Genomic DNA, 14,578 nt, shown 5'->3' with positions numbered 1-14,578 from the left:
TGCCTGTAAATGCTATCGTCAGTTCAATAGTACAATATTTTGTATGTGTAAAATCTATTGTTTACGCCGTGCCGGCGCTATGTAACGAAAAGCGGGTTGGCAAAACCGATCTAAGATTTGCGCGCTATGTTCCATAAAGGAATAAGGATTGTGGTGTTTAGTCGGCTTGGACATATGTTTGGCCGATGTTATAGTACTGAGTATTCAACACGATAGAAGTTGTGGCGCTCCGGCTGCTGCGCTCAACTGAGGTTGTTTACAGGGCTAATCGACAACGCGTTTATGTGTTGTACGAAGCACAGAATTCGAAATCCCAGCACTTTATGGAGGTTAGCGATGAAGCCGATCCGGTGGCTTAACCTTGAGGCCTACGGGGCTGCGCTTGAGATGTGGCGCAATTCCGAGGGAAAGTTTTTTTTCGTCGCCTTAGGGGGCACTGAAGCTGCCAAACAGGCATTGCTTGAGCTTGGGGGCAAGCAAGGCTATTTCTTTGAGAGAAAGATTCTTGCCATCCATTTCCCACCACTGGCAGATCAGGCATCAGCTGCTGCCTGGTTGGTGAAGCTGCCTAAGGCCTTCCTTGAGGACCGTGATCGGTCGACGGTGTTGCTGGTCAGTCCGGATGCTGAGGGCAAATTCCCCGAGCAGCTGATCGACGGTGCCGTTGATCGTTTCAATCAATGGACTGCTAAAGCTCGTGAGCTCGACCTGCAGGAAGCCCAAGACGAAGAGCTGTTTATTCCCGGGTTCCTCGACGATGTAGCGCCTGCTGTCGAGCAGCCTTCGGCGGACTCACCACAGACTGTTGCTGTTGAACTTGCCACTGAGTCGTCAGCCACCACTACCCCAGCTCCAGTTGAGCCAGCGGTCAACCCTAAGTCGGCCATTGAGCAGTTCGTGGACGCGATCCACGCTGGAGATGATCGCCCCATCCTGCAGGCGGCTTACCAGTCGATGCCTGACGCAAAAGAGTTTGAGCGTATTCAGGCAATGGGCCCCTCCGCGGCGATTTTGATGTCCCCATGGGTGGACGTATTCCGCGAGGTGCTTCAGCGCATGCCTGAGGATTCGCAGGCTGTCTTGATGGTGTTGGGTAATTCGCAAGAACGCCTGATCGCCGGGGTGAACCGCTTCCTCGCTGAAAATACGGACTTCCCGGTTGTCGCGGCGGTTTGGGGGAGTTCGAAAGGGGATACGCACCGCCTGGTGCTTTTTGTTGATTCGACCTTGCCAGTGGAACGACGCTTGGCAAGCCTGAGTGATGCGTTGCTTGCAAGTGTCACTAATGAACCGCAAATGGGTTCGTTCCTGAATGGTGTGTGGAGAGACGTTTATGGGCAAGAAGGTGAAGTTGTTTCGGTTGCTGCCGGTGTTCGAGAACCAGGAGATGCTGCTGACGTTCGGCCTGGTGCTGAACGAGACAGAGCACAACGAGTTCATGGAGCGACCGAGCTGGAGCAAGTGGAAAGAGCTGCTCCAGCGGGATCTGGCAGCCCAGTTGGAGCGGGCGTTGAACCAGGGCCTGATGCGACAGAGCGATCTGGAAGAGTTCGCAGCGCAGAGCCTGGGCCGCAGCGTGCTGGCCTTTCTGCCGGGGAGTCAATTGACGCCGGCGATGCTGGCCGAGGCGATGCTGGCCAGAGATCTGGTGCCGGACAGTCCCTTGGCGCTGATCGAGAGCTATCTGTACGCAGCGATGAACGCGGACGCGTCGCAGATGGCCCAGATAGTCGAGGCGGCGTTGGAGCGGTATCCGAAGGGCGAGATGGACGTCGAGAAACTGGCGACGCTGTCGCCCGTGGAACGGCTGCAGCGACTGGACGCGGCGCTGGCGTAACCCCGGCAGAAGAGCCTGCGGCAGCTGATGCTCCTGCAGACGTCAACCTTGCAGGTACGGATCTTTCCGTGGCCGACGAGCAGCGGGTGCGTGCTGAGATCGAGGAGCGCCGCGCCGATCGCCGTCGTGGCTTGGATTTGAACATGGAGGAGACCGCTGGTCGTCTCCAATATGTGGCTCGCAGCAATCTGCGTTCTCAAGGGACGATGGTCCCTGCCAACATGGCCACAGCTGTATCGTCGGCACTCGACCGCTTGGTAGAGCGGCACGGCGATGTTGATGCTTTTGTCGCGCGTCAGCTGGGATTTGATTCGCCGGCGGACCTTGATGGCCGTTTGTACGCCGAACAGGTGGATGCGGTTGCTCTGGCGTTGGATTCGTTCGGTCGCGATCGCAACATGGTGCTCGGTGACTTGACGGGGATTGGCAAGGGCAGGGTGCTGGCCAGCATCATCCGTTTCGCGCATCTGAATGATATGCCCGCCATTTTCGTTACGAAGGATCAGACGCTCTACAATTCCATGGCTCGCGAAATGGCAGTCCTGGGCATGAGTGAACTGGTTGACCGGACCCGCATGCTGATTACCAGCACCGGCGTCGGTATCGAAAACGACCAGGGCGAGCAAATGTTCTCCGGCCGTACCAGTGACGAGCTGAACGAGGTGTATGCCACGGGTGAATTGCCGGCAGGTATCAGGGTGGTGTTTACCTGCCACTCTCAATTGATGACCAAAGCCGATGCCCCGCGGGTTGACTGGCTTCGATCCGTAGCGGCCGACGCGTTAGTACTTGTCGACGAGTCTCATTTGTCTGCAGGCGTCGATAGCCTGTGTGGCATGAATTTGCGCGCCATCTCCGAAGCGTCCCGCCACACCTTGTTCAGTTCCGCGACATCGGCAAAAGAGGGGAAAAACCTCAGCCTTTATGCCGGTACGGACTTGTCCTTGCTGGGCAACTCTCACCAGATTCAGGAAATCCTGCGCAAGGGTGGTGCCGCCGCGATGGAGGCCGTGCCGATGATGCTCGCGCAGCAGGGGCAATACATTCGACGCGAGCACGATATGTCGCGTGCTGAATACAGCTCGCCGGAGGTGCCGGAGCAGTATGTGGCTGGCATCCGAGCCAACATGGACGCTCTTTCCGCCGCGCTCCGGGCACTGCTGGAACTGCAGGTCGTGGTGGTGGGCTACACGCAGGACGTAAATCGCAACGACTATTTTACCCGCCAACGTGAAGCCCAGGAGCGCCGCCGCCGCGGTCGCGAACAACTTGGCCTGAGCAGCATGCATTTCAGTTCCACCCTTCACCATTTCAGTCAGCAAGCCCTGCTCGCCGTTCATGCTGACTTCTACGCCGAGATGGCGATTGAGTCCGCTCGAAGCGGCAACAAGCCGACGCTCGTGCTGCAAAGCACCATGGAGTCTCTTCTGACCGAAGTGGTCAAGGTGCTGGTTGAAAACGATGTTCAGCCTGACGGTGCTGAGGTTGAGATGAACTTTGCCAGCGTCCTGCGGCGTATGGCCCGTAAAATCACCGAGATCAACATTGCATTCGGCGGCGCGAACCATCCGTTTAACCTGCAGGATCCGATCTTGAATCTCCAGGGGAGAGGATTGCCGGAGCAAATGCAACTGCTGCTGGCCGGGCGTCAACTGGAAGCGAACATGAACGTTCGCGGCGTCATGGCAGAGTTCGAAGCGGCGCTGAACCGAATCCCCAACACCATTCCTGTCTCGCCGATCGATTACATCAGCGACAAGCTGCGGGCAGCGGGGTATGAAATGGGCGAGCTGACTGGCCGGCGCTGGAAGGCCGAACAAATTCGCCCAGGGGTTTATCAGATTCAACGTCGCCGTGATTCGTCCAAGCGCGATCGGCAGCGTGTGATGAATGATTTCAACGGTGGACAGACGACGGGCATCATCATCAACAAGGCCGGTGCCACGGGTATCGACTTGCATGCTGATTATCGATTCGCGGACCAGCGCAAGCGGGACATGATCGTGCTCCAGGCGGACGACGACATTTATGTCTTCCAGCAGTCTCTGGGCCGTGTTTTCCGCGCCAATATGGTCGTCCCTCCTCGCTATACATTGCCCGGATCGGCAGTCCCGGTTGCCGTGCGCTCGATGGCGATCATGCGTCGACGCTTGAGTAACATGATGTCGCTGACCCGCGGGTCCCGCGAAGCAGAAGTCGGCGGTGGCATGCCGGACCTGTTCAACTGGGTCGGCTGCGAAGCAGCGATGTCCTATCTCCAGGACAACCAGGAAGTGGCGGAGGTCATGTGCATCAACCTGGCAACCGAGGCTGCCAAACTGCAGGAGCATGGCGGTGATACCGGTCTGGCGTCCCGGGTGACGGCCATGGGCCTGTTGCTGCCTTGTGACGTGCAGGACACGATGATGGACGGGCTGATCAGGGCCTACGAAAGCAAGTTGGAGGATCTGGAGCGCCGCGGCATCAATCCGTTCCGCAGCCGGCACCTGGACATCAAGGCGCAGGTGGTGAATGAAGTGATCCTGCTTCCGGCTACCGGCGACTCTGTTTTCCAAGGGGCTGTCGTCCTGAAGGAGCTGTCTTATCATGAGGAGCTCCCGGCGCTGACCCCAGACACCGTGCGTACATTGATCAATGACGGCCGGGAGGCGTTGAGCATGGCGCATGGTGCGTCGCGAAACTGGTCAAGACAGCCTCTGGCCGAGGTGATGCCGGAAATCACCCAGCGTATGCAAACGCGGATGAACAACGTTCGAGATCTCTTCGCGGAGCGCAACGACGGTGAAACGCTCGAAGATCTGGCCAACGCACGCCATGAATCGTTCAGTACTCGGGCCGCCCGGGACTACATGGGGCTGTTTTCCATCGCTGAGAGAATCAAGATCGGAGCGCATCTGTCGCTGCGTCTTGAGTCGGACACCCCGATCGATTTCCATGTGGTCGGTATCGAGCCTCCTACATGGGCCCAAGAGCTGCACAGCCCCTATGAATGGCGTTTGATGCTGGTCAGTAAAGACCAGCACATGCGACAAGCCCGTGTTCCGGTGAGCCTGCTGCTGAACGAGGCTCGCCAGGTTCAGAGAGATCAGTACCTGGCGGGAGCCGACGCCGACCCTCAGGAGTTCAAAGTTGATTGGGCTCAGCTGGCTCTTACGGTTGGAGATCCAGCGCGCGACCTGATTGACCAGGAAGGGCAGCTGCGTGCCGAAGTGCTGCGAGAGTACGAAGACCTTCCGCGCGGCTCGATCGAAATGCGCCGGCATGTTCTTTCAGGAAACTTGCTGAAAGCCATCATGATGGCCGGTGAGCTTCACAAAGGGCTGCCTGCCACCTACACACTGGCGAACGGCACTCGCGAGTTCGGAGTGGTGATGCCTTCGAACTTTGACCAGATCCAGCTCTTGCGGATGCCGATGACGCTGACACAGGTGGACGAGGTTCAGGATTACCTGGTTCACCGGTTGCAGACCCTGGTGCGCGTCAGCACCTACATGAACCTGAAAGATGTGCAAATTGCCGGTATTCCAGCCAAGGATGTCGAGCAGGCGCGCAATGATCTTCACTGCAGCTATTTCCTTGAGGCCAGTCGGGTGCGCGACGGCGCCGAGGTGAAAATCGTTGTACCGCGTGCGAAGGGTCGCTCCGGGTGGCTTCTCGGAGACGAGGCCCTACAGGGACTCACCGCCGGCCGCGAATGGGTTCGTGCCGCCAATGACTTGACCATGACCTTCCCGCTGCGTGAGGGCCGATTCCCAGAGGAGCTGCGTGTTGTTGTGCAGCACCTTCTCGATATCGGTGCGTCGTTCCGTACGCCGGCGACTGACAGTCGGGCTCGTGAGTGGAGTTTGGCCCGGGCCGGCGCCCAGGAACAGGCACGTCGGACTGAGTTGCTGCAGGACGGGAGGGCGTTGGCATGAACGGCCAGTCTATCTTCAAGCTGATGATCGGCTCGCCGCGGCTTCCCAAGCCATGGGAGCCGCTTTATGAGGAAGCCCAGGCCTTCATAGCCTGGGCCGACGCAATCCCCGAGAGTACCTCTCGGGGGCTGCTGCCCATGGTGTGGAGCGTACGTGAAAAGCTCACGTACCAGGACGGTGGTGGGCTCAATGGGTATCTCAAAGAACGTGGAATGACCAAAAAGGGCTGGAAGGCGTTGAACAGCCTTTCGGTAGAGCAGACCGCCGAAGTGTTCACTTTTTACCGTGCCCGGGGCGAACAATCCTGGCCTGCGCGTCTGGTTACCCCAGCGGAGACCGCCCGCGACGCGTCAGTCGAAGTCAGCGCATCGTTGCTGGTGGTGTTGGCCGAAGCCGAAATCTCGTTGGAGGGCATCGGCGCGCCATACGACGAAGATTGGAAGTTGATGATTCGTGCACTCTCCAGAGAGATTGCCGGCAAATCCTTGGCCGAGTGTCAGGACGTCGCCGGCGATGCGATCTTGGTGCGCGATTTCCTAACCGGCGGTGACGTCGACATCGTTCCATCGACGACATGGGACGATCTGAAAGTTCAAGCGCGGCAATGGACCGAGGAGCTCGTTCTTGATGGTGATGACGCAGCACCGGCCGCCGCTCTTCCGGCGGAAATCACCGCCCGGCCGGTGATGACGCCTGGTGGTGAAGATCGCCTTGTCGACGGCCAGAGCGGCCTGGTGGTGGTGCGTCTGATCGAACTGTCCGATTTTCGCCGTGAGTCAGAGCTCATGTCCCACTGTATTGGCCACGGCAACGGCTACTTCAACAAGCACCTGAACGGTACAGGAGCCTTCTACAGCTTCCGTAGAGAAGGTGTTGAGAGGCCAGTCGCGACATTGGAGTTGGCGGTCAACGATGGCGACTGGCGAATCTGCCAGTGCCGTGGTCCGTTTAACCAGGATCCCGGCGTAGAGAGCGCCGATCTGTCAAACCGGTTGCGGGAGGCTCACCAACTCGGTGGGGAGATCCGCAAAGCCAGTTATGAGGTTCTGGCGCAGGTCGTGGGTCAGACCATGGAACTGGATCACACGTCGTCGCGATACTTCTAATTCAATCCTGTAAAAGCAATCCATCGAAAAATTTCGATGGATTGCCATCCCTTAGTGCATACGGATCGATCTGGAGTCTCCGGCGACCCACGCTTTAATCGTTACAGACCGAACCGTCTCCCTAAATTTTGCATTAGCGCGTACTTGGGGTCCTGAGTTCGTCGCTTGCCCTGTTAGGCACATGTGCCTATACTTCCTTTGCGGTAATGAATTTTTATTCCAGTGCCCAGGGCGCTATCACGCTCCAGAAGTCGAGGAAATGAAATGCGCGCACATCCTGTTCAGTTATCTATGCCGAAAGGCTTTTCTTGTGTCGCGGATCATTCCAGTCCGCTCCTAAGCAATGAGGCATATCTTGCCGTTGGTTTCGACGGTGTGGTTGATGGGGGCTGTTTCACAGAGTCTCCTGAAACACCCGCCTGGTTCCGCGCTGCGGCAGATGTTGGTGCGCGGATTTTGCGTGGGCCCCGGGAATCCGCTAACAAAATGCTAGGGGTTTCCCTTGCGTTCCAGGGAATGCTTCTGGCATCAAAGAACGGCAATATCTCTGCGTCCAAATTGTTGAACGAAACAGATAAGGCCTGGACTCTGGAAGTGGAAAAGCGGTCGGTGCGAGTGAGCAAATCTGATACTCATCAACGAGCGTTCAAACTGATGAGCGACGCACTGACTTGGGCTGGTGGGGACCAGGATCTGATCGATCACTTTCGTGCTCTTGAGGCTGAAAAGTCATTGGTTAGCCAGGCAGGCACGGTCGCCGTGGGGTGCCAAGCATGAGTGATACGACAGTCGAAGTCTCGATATCCCTGACCGAGCAGCAGTCGAAGGATCTCCAGCGTTTTTATGAGACGACCGAAGATGGTCAGGGTTATGACGTGCCGGCCGACCGCATGAAGTCGCTTGCCCGGGTTGGCTTGGTTCGTTCGCTGGGGTTCTCTCGCTTCGAATTTACCGACGTAGGCGATTCGCTCGTGGAACAGTTGCGCGCCGGGATCGGTTCTTCGGATAAAAAACGCTAAACGCTACAAGTTTTCTCGTCAGCTTACATATCAGGAACCAGATCCATGGATACGACACAGTCGCGCAACGATTACATCGAGAAACGTCGGCAGGAAGAAGCCTTGCGTAAATCCCGCGCCGCCGAAAAGCTGAAGGATCACCAGTACACTTGCCTCGTGCAGACCAGTGACGTCGAAGTTTGGCGTTGCAAGGCGGATAAGACTACCGCTTACGCATTCGACATCATGATGACGCGCTACGGTATTGCCATCGTCGGCGATATCGACAACCTGACCTTCAGCGTCGGTTTGGGCTACGGTATGAAGTTCCTGGCGGGGGATGACGTCACCTACTACCTGCACACCAAGCTCAGTGAATCCCACAAAAAACGGGTTTTCAGCGAAAACTTGTTCCGCCAGGTATTGGTAAAGAGCATCTGTAGCGAGCTTCGGGAAGACTGCTCGGAAGCAATCTGGGACACGCTACCGGATTGGGCCAAAGATGTGGACCTAATCGAAAGCGGGCACTGGGACGAGTTCCGTCAGTTGGTATTGGTCAATCGCCGGGATCTGACTAACGGCGACGACCGCTGGATGCACTGGGACGACTTGCTCAGCACGGCCGAAGGTGTTGGTTTCACTGAGGAAGCGCAGGAGTTTATGCGCGAGAACGCCAAGGTCCTGTGCTTGGGTGAAGAATGGTACGAGCACAGTATCACTGAGGTGTGTGGGGGACTGATCAGCGAGCTTTACCTGATCAACCATGCAGCCAAGGCGATAATGGCCAAAGCAGTGGTGCCAGAAGCCGCCTGACTGAATTGAGTTGGAGGAGTTGGCCATGTCATGGGCAGATGCGGCGGCACCCATCGTTGGAGAAGTTATCCGTCGGGTAGGTCGGAAAGATATGCGTGTTTTGCGTAAGGCGCTTGTAGATGCATACCCTTTCGGCGAGCGAGCCAATACGCCATACAAGGCGTGGCTGGCTGAGGTGCGTCGCCAGTTAGGGCATCCATTGAATGTGCCAAGGGCAGACCCACAAAGCCAGCAGACTGAAATGTTCAGTCAGCGTTAGAAAGAGCCACGCTACTATCTGCAGTGGATGGGAAGACGAGAAAAATCATGATTAAAGGTATCGAAGGCATTCTCGCATTCGCCTTGATGGGAATGGCAATAGGTGGCGTCATCGGGGGGCGCGATAGCGTGGCCGAATTGTTTCAGCCGGAATGGTTCACGCCGGTCGTCTCCTCGCTCTATGCTGGTTGCAACATCCTCGCTCTCTGGGCGCTGGTCCAATCAGCAGAAAGTTGGGAGATTAAGGCTATGTACGCACTTGCCTTAATCGGAGCGTGGTTTTCACCTGCATTGGTCGTGGTATTGGGCAATGATCCCGAGCCATGGATGTCCCATATGATTTGGGGGTTCATGCTGTGCGTCCCGGTAGCCATTATTGTCGAATTGAAGCTGCGCAAGCGAGGAAAGCCCAACGCTTCCACAATCGCAAGTGCGTAGGAAAGTCGGCACGAACTGGCTGCAACCGGCCAACCACAACAGTTTTCATCACGCGATTGCGGCGATCTACTCCAAGGGCAAAACCATGACTGACAAGCAAATCACCGTCCCATCTGAATTCACCGAATCCTTGCTGGCTATGATCGAAAATCGTATCCGCGAAATCGGCAAAAATTACCAAGCAAATGGTCGGAGCTACCATGACGACCTCGAAATTACTGGGTTGCGTGCTATGGCTCGGCAGTTGGGATTTGATTATCAGGTGTCATCTGTGGCAGCAGGGTTTGAGGTTACCCGCTATGAAGTCGCTTAAAGAGAAAGAGTTGGAGTTGCTTCAATCGGTTGCGTTACCTCAAGCAGACGATTGGCAATTGCTTAGCGACATGCCAGAAGTGGTCACAGAGTTGAACAATATTCTTGTTAATGCTCTGGCGTTCGCGAAAAACAAACCTAGTGATTTGACTTGGGGGCAGATTGCGGATCAGATTTTTCCATTCATTAAAGTGCTTGCAGAAAAACATCCCAATCTCGGCATCATCGATTCTGAGGGATTTTTGACAGTTGCTCGGTTCTTTGGGGTCAACTACTCACCGGCGATTTACGACTACTTCAGGTACTACGGGGCTGAACCGGAATTCAGTACCGGTCCAGAGTGTTCGCCATAACACTGGACCAATGCCATGAGCGTGATAGACCAGTGGCGCGAATTCCGCCCCAGCAGTTGGACCCGCAGTGATATGGCAGGTGCTGCGCAGCCCCATGGGCCTGATGATGAGCCGGAGGCGAATTACTGGTTGGCCTGGCCCCCTTACATCACTGGTGATAGACAGGATCCTGGCCACCCAAGCCAGGTGATGCGCCGACGCTTCAAGACCAAAGAGGCCGCCATGGCACATGCCGATAAGGCATGGCCATTGGGGCGGTGGGAAGAAAAGTAGATTCTGGAAAAGTCGCTCAGCTGCACCCCAAGCCCTGGCCTAAAAAACCGGGGCCGAGGACGAGGTGAAGTCTTGCAAGGGGGGGCGGCAGATGCCTCTGTGATGAGTTCCGAGGATCAGTGATAGAGGTCGAGCTGGAGATCCCTCTGGAGGGGAAATGAAGCGGCTGCCGAAGCCTTCAACGACGCTTAGCAAAGGAAAACGATCATGGCTAACGAACCAAGCGATAGCGGCATCAGCGGCATCAGCGGCATCAGCGGCGACGCAATGTGCCCCAAAGCGCCGATGTGGGAAAGAACGTTAACGGAAGCTGAATGGCGGCCATTGTTGGAGTCGAAAGCATTCGTTACTGATCTGGTCGAAGGCATTGAAGGGATGATCGGCGCCGAGTTGCTGCCTGGAGAATCCTTGCTCATTGAAAACTGGCCTAAAGAGGCCCATGAAAAGCTGTTGTCAATGGTGTCTGAGCGCCACGCCAGTTCCTTTGATCTTTCGGTTTTCCGCACCGACGGATCATGCCCCGATTTAGATGAGACAGAGGGTTTCCGGGCACTGATTTACTGTGAGGTCGCAGGACCGGCAGGTTTCGACGAAAGCCGATTTACGCCCTACGGGAGCTACCAACCACTCGGCCCCTATGCGGACATTGCCTCCATCTTACGTGTACCGCTACCCATTCGCCTTGACCGAACCATTTCCCGTGTGCGGGTCATGCCGGACGAAGGCGATTTGATTCTCATGGTCGGCCAATTTCGTTGTGGGCAAGCCTTAAAGCTTGACGATGGCTCTTTTCGCGTCGAAGAAGAGACCGATGGCGGTAAGGCTACGCGGACACTGGCTGTTGGAGTGTCGCAAGATACTGCCGCTGATCTGCTGTTAGAAGCTGGCCGGTGCCAGGCGGTTGAATTAGGTACGCTGGCCCGGTAGGGAAAATCGGCTTGCGCGCCCATGGGCTTACTGGCTGCTGCCATCCTGGGCAACAAGAACCAGGAATAGGAAGGAAAAGAGCATGAGCAAGCGCAGAGCGTTCGGTGACGTTGTTCAGGTGCAGGACGATGAGGGAGAGCCCCCGTATCCGGTGAAACTGATCCCGACAGTGGACGGTGCAGAACCGGACTATTGCATGTACGAATGCGGTGATCCTGACTGCCGTGAGTGGCGCATTGCAGAAGTTCTTGGCGACCAGGCACAACCGACCGGCCAGCTGATCTACCACGTCACTGAATGCAACATGAGTGACCCAACCAGTTAACGGACAAGTCGCAACCCGTCCTGGGCTGTATTGGAGAGTGACCTGGAGTACCGATTGCCCGCGAGAGATCGTTGCTCAAAAGGAAATCAAACGTCAGACCAGGTCGCTCCCCAATGCAGCACAATTGAGGAGCTATCATGCTTGTCGAGCGCAGCGAAGACATGAGTCCAGATGGGCGGCTTTCCCTATACAGAGATGTCGACGGCGATGTCCATGTGAAGGTGATCCCACCGATGGATCGAAAGGACGATTATGCCCCTTCGGTCGAGTTCGTTACCCACTGCGCGCGAAGTCCCCGGACAGTCGCCGCGCTTCAAGCGCTGATCGAGGCGATGCGCCTGGACAATGAGGAGAACCCTCTGTCGGGTTCGTTCACCCTGGATTAGCAACCTCCGAGTAACTGAGCATGAACGATCAATCTGATTCTGCGGACCGTTTGCCGAGTACTGATGAAGCAGCTGGCATGGCCTGGTGGAATGGCCTGGACGAGGATGGGCGTCGCTTCTGGTTGTGTCTCACAGGCAGTGGAGTGGTTGCCGATGCCTGGATGGTCCACAAGCGCGCCGAGATTGACCCGGCGAACTATCACAACATCAACTTCTGGAACGATCGGCTCGCGGAGCTGCAACAGGTAACAGCGAGCGCGCCCAATGACGCCAGAGCACTGGCTGACCTTGAAAGCGTTGAAAGTCTGTTAGCGATCGAGGCCCGCGAGAAAAACCTGCCCATGCAGGCCTGGAGGATCGGTGACGATCACGTTGTTGTCGCTCGATCGGCCGAGCAGGCGCTTGCGGTGTCCTATGCGGAAGGACTCGAAATGAGTGGGGGAGGCTGGCTGGATCTGAACATTATTGCTGCAATCGACAACCCCCAGGATTGTCGGCCCATCAAATTCGAGGAAGAGGCTGAGGTAATGGCCCTCGACGTGATGCTAAAGCGGTTTGTGATACCGCGGCACATCTGGACCAGCTGGTGGGCTGACTAGCTTATTTGGTCGCGATGTTCGAGGCGTTGGGATTTGTCAGCCACTGCTGGAAACTGGGGCCGTACCGCAAACCTTTTTGTTGGATCTTGCTTGCGTAGTCATACATGCGACGAACGTGAGTGTCTGTTTTCGGGTTCTCGCCCGTGTGATAACAGCCGATGGCCATCCAGGCATTGTTGTTGAATTTGTTCAGACACCTTCGCATGATCCAGGCGCTGACCCACAAATTCATGCAGGCATTCCACTGGAGATCTTTGGCGGAAACACCGTAAGGTCGCAGGGCTGTTAGCCAGGAGCTATTCACCTGGGCTGGGCCGTAATCAGTGGATCCGTTGCTGTTCTTGCTGGCAGTACCAAGCCTGCCATTTTCCTGCCCCAGGACACCGACGAGAAGATTGGGCGGAAGTTGATAACGCTGAATGGTCTCCACCACACATTGGCGTGGTATCTCGCCGTAGGCGATTGAGGGAGGTAGATCAAGCATCGGTGTTAGGTGTGGCTGCTGGTAGTGAAAACAGCGGAATGCTTTTGCGAGCTGCAGCGACCGCCTCCTCCAGTGAGCGGTAGGGGTATGCGTCGGCGGAGAACAAACGGTAGAAGCTGGCCGCAACTTCCCAGGCAGGCATCTCGACAACGATCGCTCGCCGTAGATCGACGGTGATATAGCCGCCTTCCAAGAATTCGTGAACAAAAAACCGTTCGCCCCACGCCCAGCCACCAGTACCCGTACCAATCAGTAAAGTGCCAGCAGGCAGCAGCGGATAGGTTCCCCACATGTCCAACTCGACAGGTGGGATGCCTGTGAATGTCAACCCGAGAGCATTCAGCTTGATCTCGGTGGGCATGTCCTCTGGACTCAGTTCAGGGATAGGCATCTGTACAACCGATTTAATAGAGTGATTGCGCCAATATAGCGCAGTCGAAAGTTACGAGCAAAGATTTGGATGTATTTGACGGATGAAGCTTCAGAACGGATACTTTTGATCATAAATGGCGTATGTATTCCATTGAGTATTCAAAAGAAAACCGGGAGGCACGAAAATGCGTGTGACACGACAAGACTTTGCAGATGCACTGGAGCAGGTCAGAACGGCTTTCAACGCCGAGGCCGTTGCCCAGCTTCTGGAGCACGATATGTTTCCCGGTGAGCTTCACGGCCTGTTGGACGAGCAAGGCGCCAATGGTGAACCTGAGGCGCTGCTTCGGGCGATCGCGGGCGCGGTAGCGGTGATCAATATTGCTCAGCGCAATGATCGCGCGGCTGGACTGGACTCGACCTTTCTCTCGCAGGCGAACCTGATTCGCGCTGGGCACGTCCGTGGGTCGCTGATGGACGATGCAGCCTTGGCTGATCTCTTTCCGCAACTGGTCGACCAGTACGGTCCGGATAGCGCCCGCGAGTTGCGGGGGGGCATTGCCTTTCACCTGGCTTCGCGTTTTTTCCTGCCCGAAGGTCAGGAGAGCGGCATTCATCAACAATTGCTCCGCGTCGCGGTGATGAGGTCGGCTGAGGTTGAAGGTGAGCTGCAGCCACTGACGCAAATCGCCGTACGTGAGGACGTGGTGGGTGTTGATCAAATGCTGGTCGCGGTCAATGCGATCCAGGACGTCACCCGCGGCGCGGGTTTGCCGCTGTCCCAAGGGCTGATGATGATCGGGCACGGGGCATGTGAGTTCAACGTTGGTTTGGCGCCGATCCATCAAGTGATCCGGGAATTGCACCCAGGTGTCGATGACATGCAGGTATCCTTGTTGACCGAGCGTACTTTGGGTTATCTGCACCAGTTCAATGGCCAGGTGGTGAACCAGGTGCTGCAGGAGATCGGTAACGAATGGCTGGCCGAAAACGCAGAAGCCTACCTGGCTGGGCAATACCATGACCTAGACCAGGATGATGACCTGGACATGGACGATGAGGCTGCCCAGCGACTGCTGATCGAAGTTATGGCCGGCCATGAAGATGTAAACCCAGTGGAGCCGTCGGTCGAGATCCCAAGTGCTTCCTTAGATTTCAAGATGTAAGACCCAGGGGCAAA

The 14,578-nt window shown here is 56.4% G+C and carries 17 protein-coding genes; 14 read left to right on the top strand and 3 right to left on the bottom strand.

Features of this window, described 5'->3' with window-relative positions; translation table 11 throughout:
* Window positions 1-831: 831 nt before the first annotated feature.
* Window positions 832-1,296: a hypothetical protein gene (locus tag AC1Q6D_RS26355; RefSeq protein WP_158249403.1), complete on the bottom strand. Its 465-nt coding sequence runs from the start codon at window positions 1,294-1,296 to the stop codon at window positions 832-834.
* Window positions 1,297-1,333: 37 nt separating this feature from the next.
* Between AC1Q6D_RS26355 and AC1Q6D_RS26350 the strand changes: the two genes are divergently transcribed.
* The 13 genes from AC1Q6D_RS26350 (at window position 1,334) to AC1Q6D_RS26290 (ending at window position 12,542) form a co-directional block, all read left to right on the top strand.
* A complete protein-coding gene (locus tag AC1Q6D_RS26350; protein ID WP_054076208.1) occupies window positions 1,334-1,837 on the top strand; it encodes a hypothetical protein in 504 nt (167 codons plus the stop codon).
* Between the two features lie 68 nt (window positions 1,838-1,905).
* Entirely contained in the window at window positions 1,906-5,754 is a 3,849-nt protein-coding gene (locus AC1Q6D_RS26345; RefSeq protein ID WP_158243833.1) for a strawberry notch C-terminal domain-containing protein, read from the top strand.
* The gene (locus AC1Q6D_RS26340; protein ID WP_102594957.1) at window positions 5,751-6,860 is read left to right on the top strand and encodes a PcfJ domain-containing protein; all 1,110 of its coding nucleotides are present in this window, start codon (window positions 5,751-5,753) and stop codon (window positions 6,858-6,860) included. The genes AC1Q6D_RS26345 and AC1Q6D_RS26340 overlap by 4 nt, the downstream gene beginning before the upstream one ends.
* A 264-nt stretch (window positions 6,861-7,124) precedes the next feature.
* Window positions 7,125-7,637 (top strand): hypothetical protein, encoded by a 513-nt coding sequence (locus tag AC1Q6D_RS26335; protein ID WP_177426695.1) that lies wholly within the window; start codon window positions 7,125-7,127, stop codon window positions 7,635-7,637.
* On the top strand, window positions 7,634-7,879 hold the full coding sequence (locus AC1Q6D_RS26330; RefSeq protein ID WP_102594958.1) for a hypothetical protein: 246 nt from the start codon (window positions 7,634-7,636) through the stop codon (window positions 7,877-7,879). Before AC1Q6D_RS26335 ends, AC1Q6D_RS26330 begins: the two co-directional genes overlap by 4 nt.
* A 45-nt stretch (window positions 7,880-7,924) precedes the next feature.
* The gene (locus AC1Q6D_RS26325) at window positions 7,925-8,671 is read left to right on the top strand and encodes a hypothetical protein (RefSeq protein ID WP_102594959.1); all 747 of its coding nucleotides are present in this window, start codon (window positions 7,925-7,927) and stop codon (window positions 8,669-8,671) included.
* Between the two features lie 306 nt (window positions 8,672-8,977).
* Window positions 8,978-9,367 (top strand): hypothetical protein, encoded by a 390-nt coding sequence (locus tag AC1Q6D_RS26320; protein ID WP_102594961.1) that lies wholly within the window; start codon window positions 8,978-8,980, stop codon window positions 9,365-9,367.
* An 85-nt stretch (window positions 9,368-9,452) separates the two neighbouring features.
* Window positions 9,453-9,680: a hypothetical protein gene (locus AC1Q6D_RS26315; protein WP_146012963.1), complete on the top strand. Its 228-nt coding sequence runs from the start codon at window positions 9,453-9,455 to the stop codon at window positions 9,678-9,680.
* Complete coding sequence (locus AC1Q6D_RS26310) at window positions 9,667-10,032, top strand: hypothetical protein (protein ID WP_102594963.1); 366 nt, start codon at window positions 9,667-9,669, stop codon at window positions 10,030-10,032. The genes AC1Q6D_RS26315 and AC1Q6D_RS26310 overlap by 14 nt, the downstream gene beginning before the upstream one ends.
* A gap of 480 nt (window positions 10,033-10,512) precedes the next feature.
* Window positions 10,513-11,232 (top strand): hypothetical protein, encoded by a 720-nt coding sequence (locus AC1Q6D_RS26305; protein WP_102594965.1) that lies wholly within the window; start codon window positions 10,513-10,515, stop codon window positions 11,230-11,232.
* Window positions 11,233-11,314: 82 nt separating this feature from the next.
* Window positions 11,315-11,557, top strand: coding sequence for a hypothetical protein (locus tag AC1Q6D_RS26300; protein ID WP_102594966.1), 243 nt, complete (start codon window positions 11,315-11,317; stop codon window positions 11,555-11,557).
* A 137-nt stretch (window positions 11,558-11,694) separates the two neighbouring features.
* The gene (locus AC1Q6D_RS26295; protein WP_102594967.1) at window positions 11,695-11,943 is read left to right on the top strand and encodes a hypothetical protein; all 249 of its coding nucleotides are present in this window, start codon (window positions 11,695-11,697) and stop codon (window positions 11,941-11,943) included.
* Window positions 11,944-11,963: 20 nt separating this feature from the next.
* Window positions 11,964-12,542 carry a hypothetical protein gene (locus AC1Q6D_RS26290; RefSeq protein ID WP_146012962.1) on the top strand — a complete coding sequence of 193 codons (579 nt, stop codon included), beginning with the start codon at window positions 11,964-11,966 and terminating at the stop codon, window positions 12,540-12,542.
* 1 nt (window position 12,543) lies between these two features.
* Here AC1Q6D_RS26290 and AC1Q6D_RS26285 read toward each other — a convergent pair whose 3' ends face one another.
* Together AC1Q6D_RS26285 and AC1Q6D_RS26280 are read right to left on the bottom strand one after the other, a co-directional pair.
* On the bottom strand, window positions 12,544-13,026 hold the full coding sequence (locus tag AC1Q6D_RS26285) for a lytic transglycosylase domain-containing protein (protein WP_102594969.1): 483 nt from the start codon (window positions 13,024-13,026) through the stop codon (window positions 12,544-12,546).
* Window positions 13,019-13,387, bottom strand: coding sequence for a hypothetical protein (locus AC1Q6D_RS26280; protein ID WP_102594970.1), 369 nt, complete (start codon window positions 13,385-13,387; stop codon window positions 13,019-13,021). The genes AC1Q6D_RS26285 and AC1Q6D_RS26280 overlap by 8 nt, the downstream gene beginning before the upstream one ends.
* 196 nt (window positions 13,388-13,583) lie before the next feature.
* Here AC1Q6D_RS26280 and AC1Q6D_RS26275 point away from each other — a divergent pair, with 196 nt between their 5' ends.
* The gene (locus AC1Q6D_RS26275) at window positions 13,584-14,564 is read left to right on the top strand and encodes a hypothetical protein (protein ID WP_102594971.1); all 981 of its coding nucleotides are present in this window, start codon (window positions 13,584-13,586) and stop codon (window positions 14,562-14,564) included.
* Window positions 14,565-14,578: the final 14 nt, after the last annotated feature.

The sequence above is a fragment of the Pseudomonas sp. MT92 genome (assembly GCF_058792515.1).
Note: the sequence above shows the minus strand (reverse complement) of the source record. Positions and strands in the feature narration are given on the sequence as shown.

Bases quoted from the DNA above. Each gene is read 5' to 3' on its own strand.
- AC1Q6D_RS26350 (WP_054076208.1), top strand. From the start codon at position 1,334: ATGGGCAAGAAGGTGAAGTTGTTTCGGTTGCTGCCGGTGTTCGAGAAC.
- AC1Q6D_RS26340 (WP_102594957.1), top strand. From the start codon at position 5,751: ATGAACGGCCAGTCTATCTTCAAGCTGATGATCGGCTCGCCGCGGCTT.
- AC1Q6D_RS26335 (WP_177426695.1), top strand. From the start codon at position 7,125: ATGCGCGCACATCCTGTTCAGTTATCTATGCCGAAAGGCTTTTCTTGT.
- AC1Q6D_RS26330 (WP_102594958.1), top strand. From the start codon at position 7,634: ATGAGTGATACGACAGTCGAAGTCTCGATATCCCTGACCGAGCAGCAG.
- AC1Q6D_RS26325 (WP_102594959.1), top strand. From the start codon at position 7,925: ATGGATACGACACAGTCGCGCAACGATTACATCGAGAAACGTCGGCAG.
- AC1Q6D_RS26320 (WP_102594961.1), top strand. From the start codon at position 8,978: ATGATTAAAGGTATCGAAGGCATTCTCGCATTCGCCTTGATGGGAATG.
- AC1Q6D_RS26315 (WP_146012963.1), top strand. From the start codon at position 9,453: ATGACTGACAAGCAAATCACCGTCCCATCTGAATTCACCGAATCCTTG.
- AC1Q6D_RS26310 (WP_102594963.1), top strand. From the start codon at position 9,667: ATGAAGTCGCTTAAAGAGAAAGAGTTGGAGTTGCTTCAATCGGTTGCG.
- AC1Q6D_RS26305 (WP_102594965.1), top strand. From the start codon at position 10,513: ATGGCTAACGAACCAAGCGATAGCGGCATCAGCGGCATCAGCGGCATC.
- AC1Q6D_RS26300 (WP_102594966.1), top strand. From the start codon at position 11,315: ATGAGCAAGCGCAGAGCGTTCGGTGACGTTGTTCAGGTGCAGGACGAT.
- AC1Q6D_RS26295 (WP_102594967.1), top strand. From the start codon at position 11,695: ATGCTTGTCGAGCGCAGCGAAGACATGAGTCCAGATGGGCGGCTTTCC.
- AC1Q6D_RS26290 (WP_146012962.1), top strand. From the start codon at position 11,964: ATGAACGATCAATCTGATTCTGCGGACCGTTTGCCGAGTACTGATGAA.
- AC1Q6D_RS26285 (WP_102594969.1), bottom strand. From the start codon at position 13,026: ATGCTTGATCTACCTCCCTCAATCGCCTACGGCGAGATACCACGCCAA.
- AC1Q6D_RS26280 (WP_102594970.1), bottom strand. From the start codon at position 13,387: ATGCCCACCGAGATCAAGCTGAATGCTCTCGGGTTGACATTCACAGGC.
- AC1Q6D_RS26275 (WP_102594971.1), top strand. From the start codon at position 13,584: ATGCGTGTGACACGACAAGACTTTGCAGATGCACTGGAGCAGGTCAGA.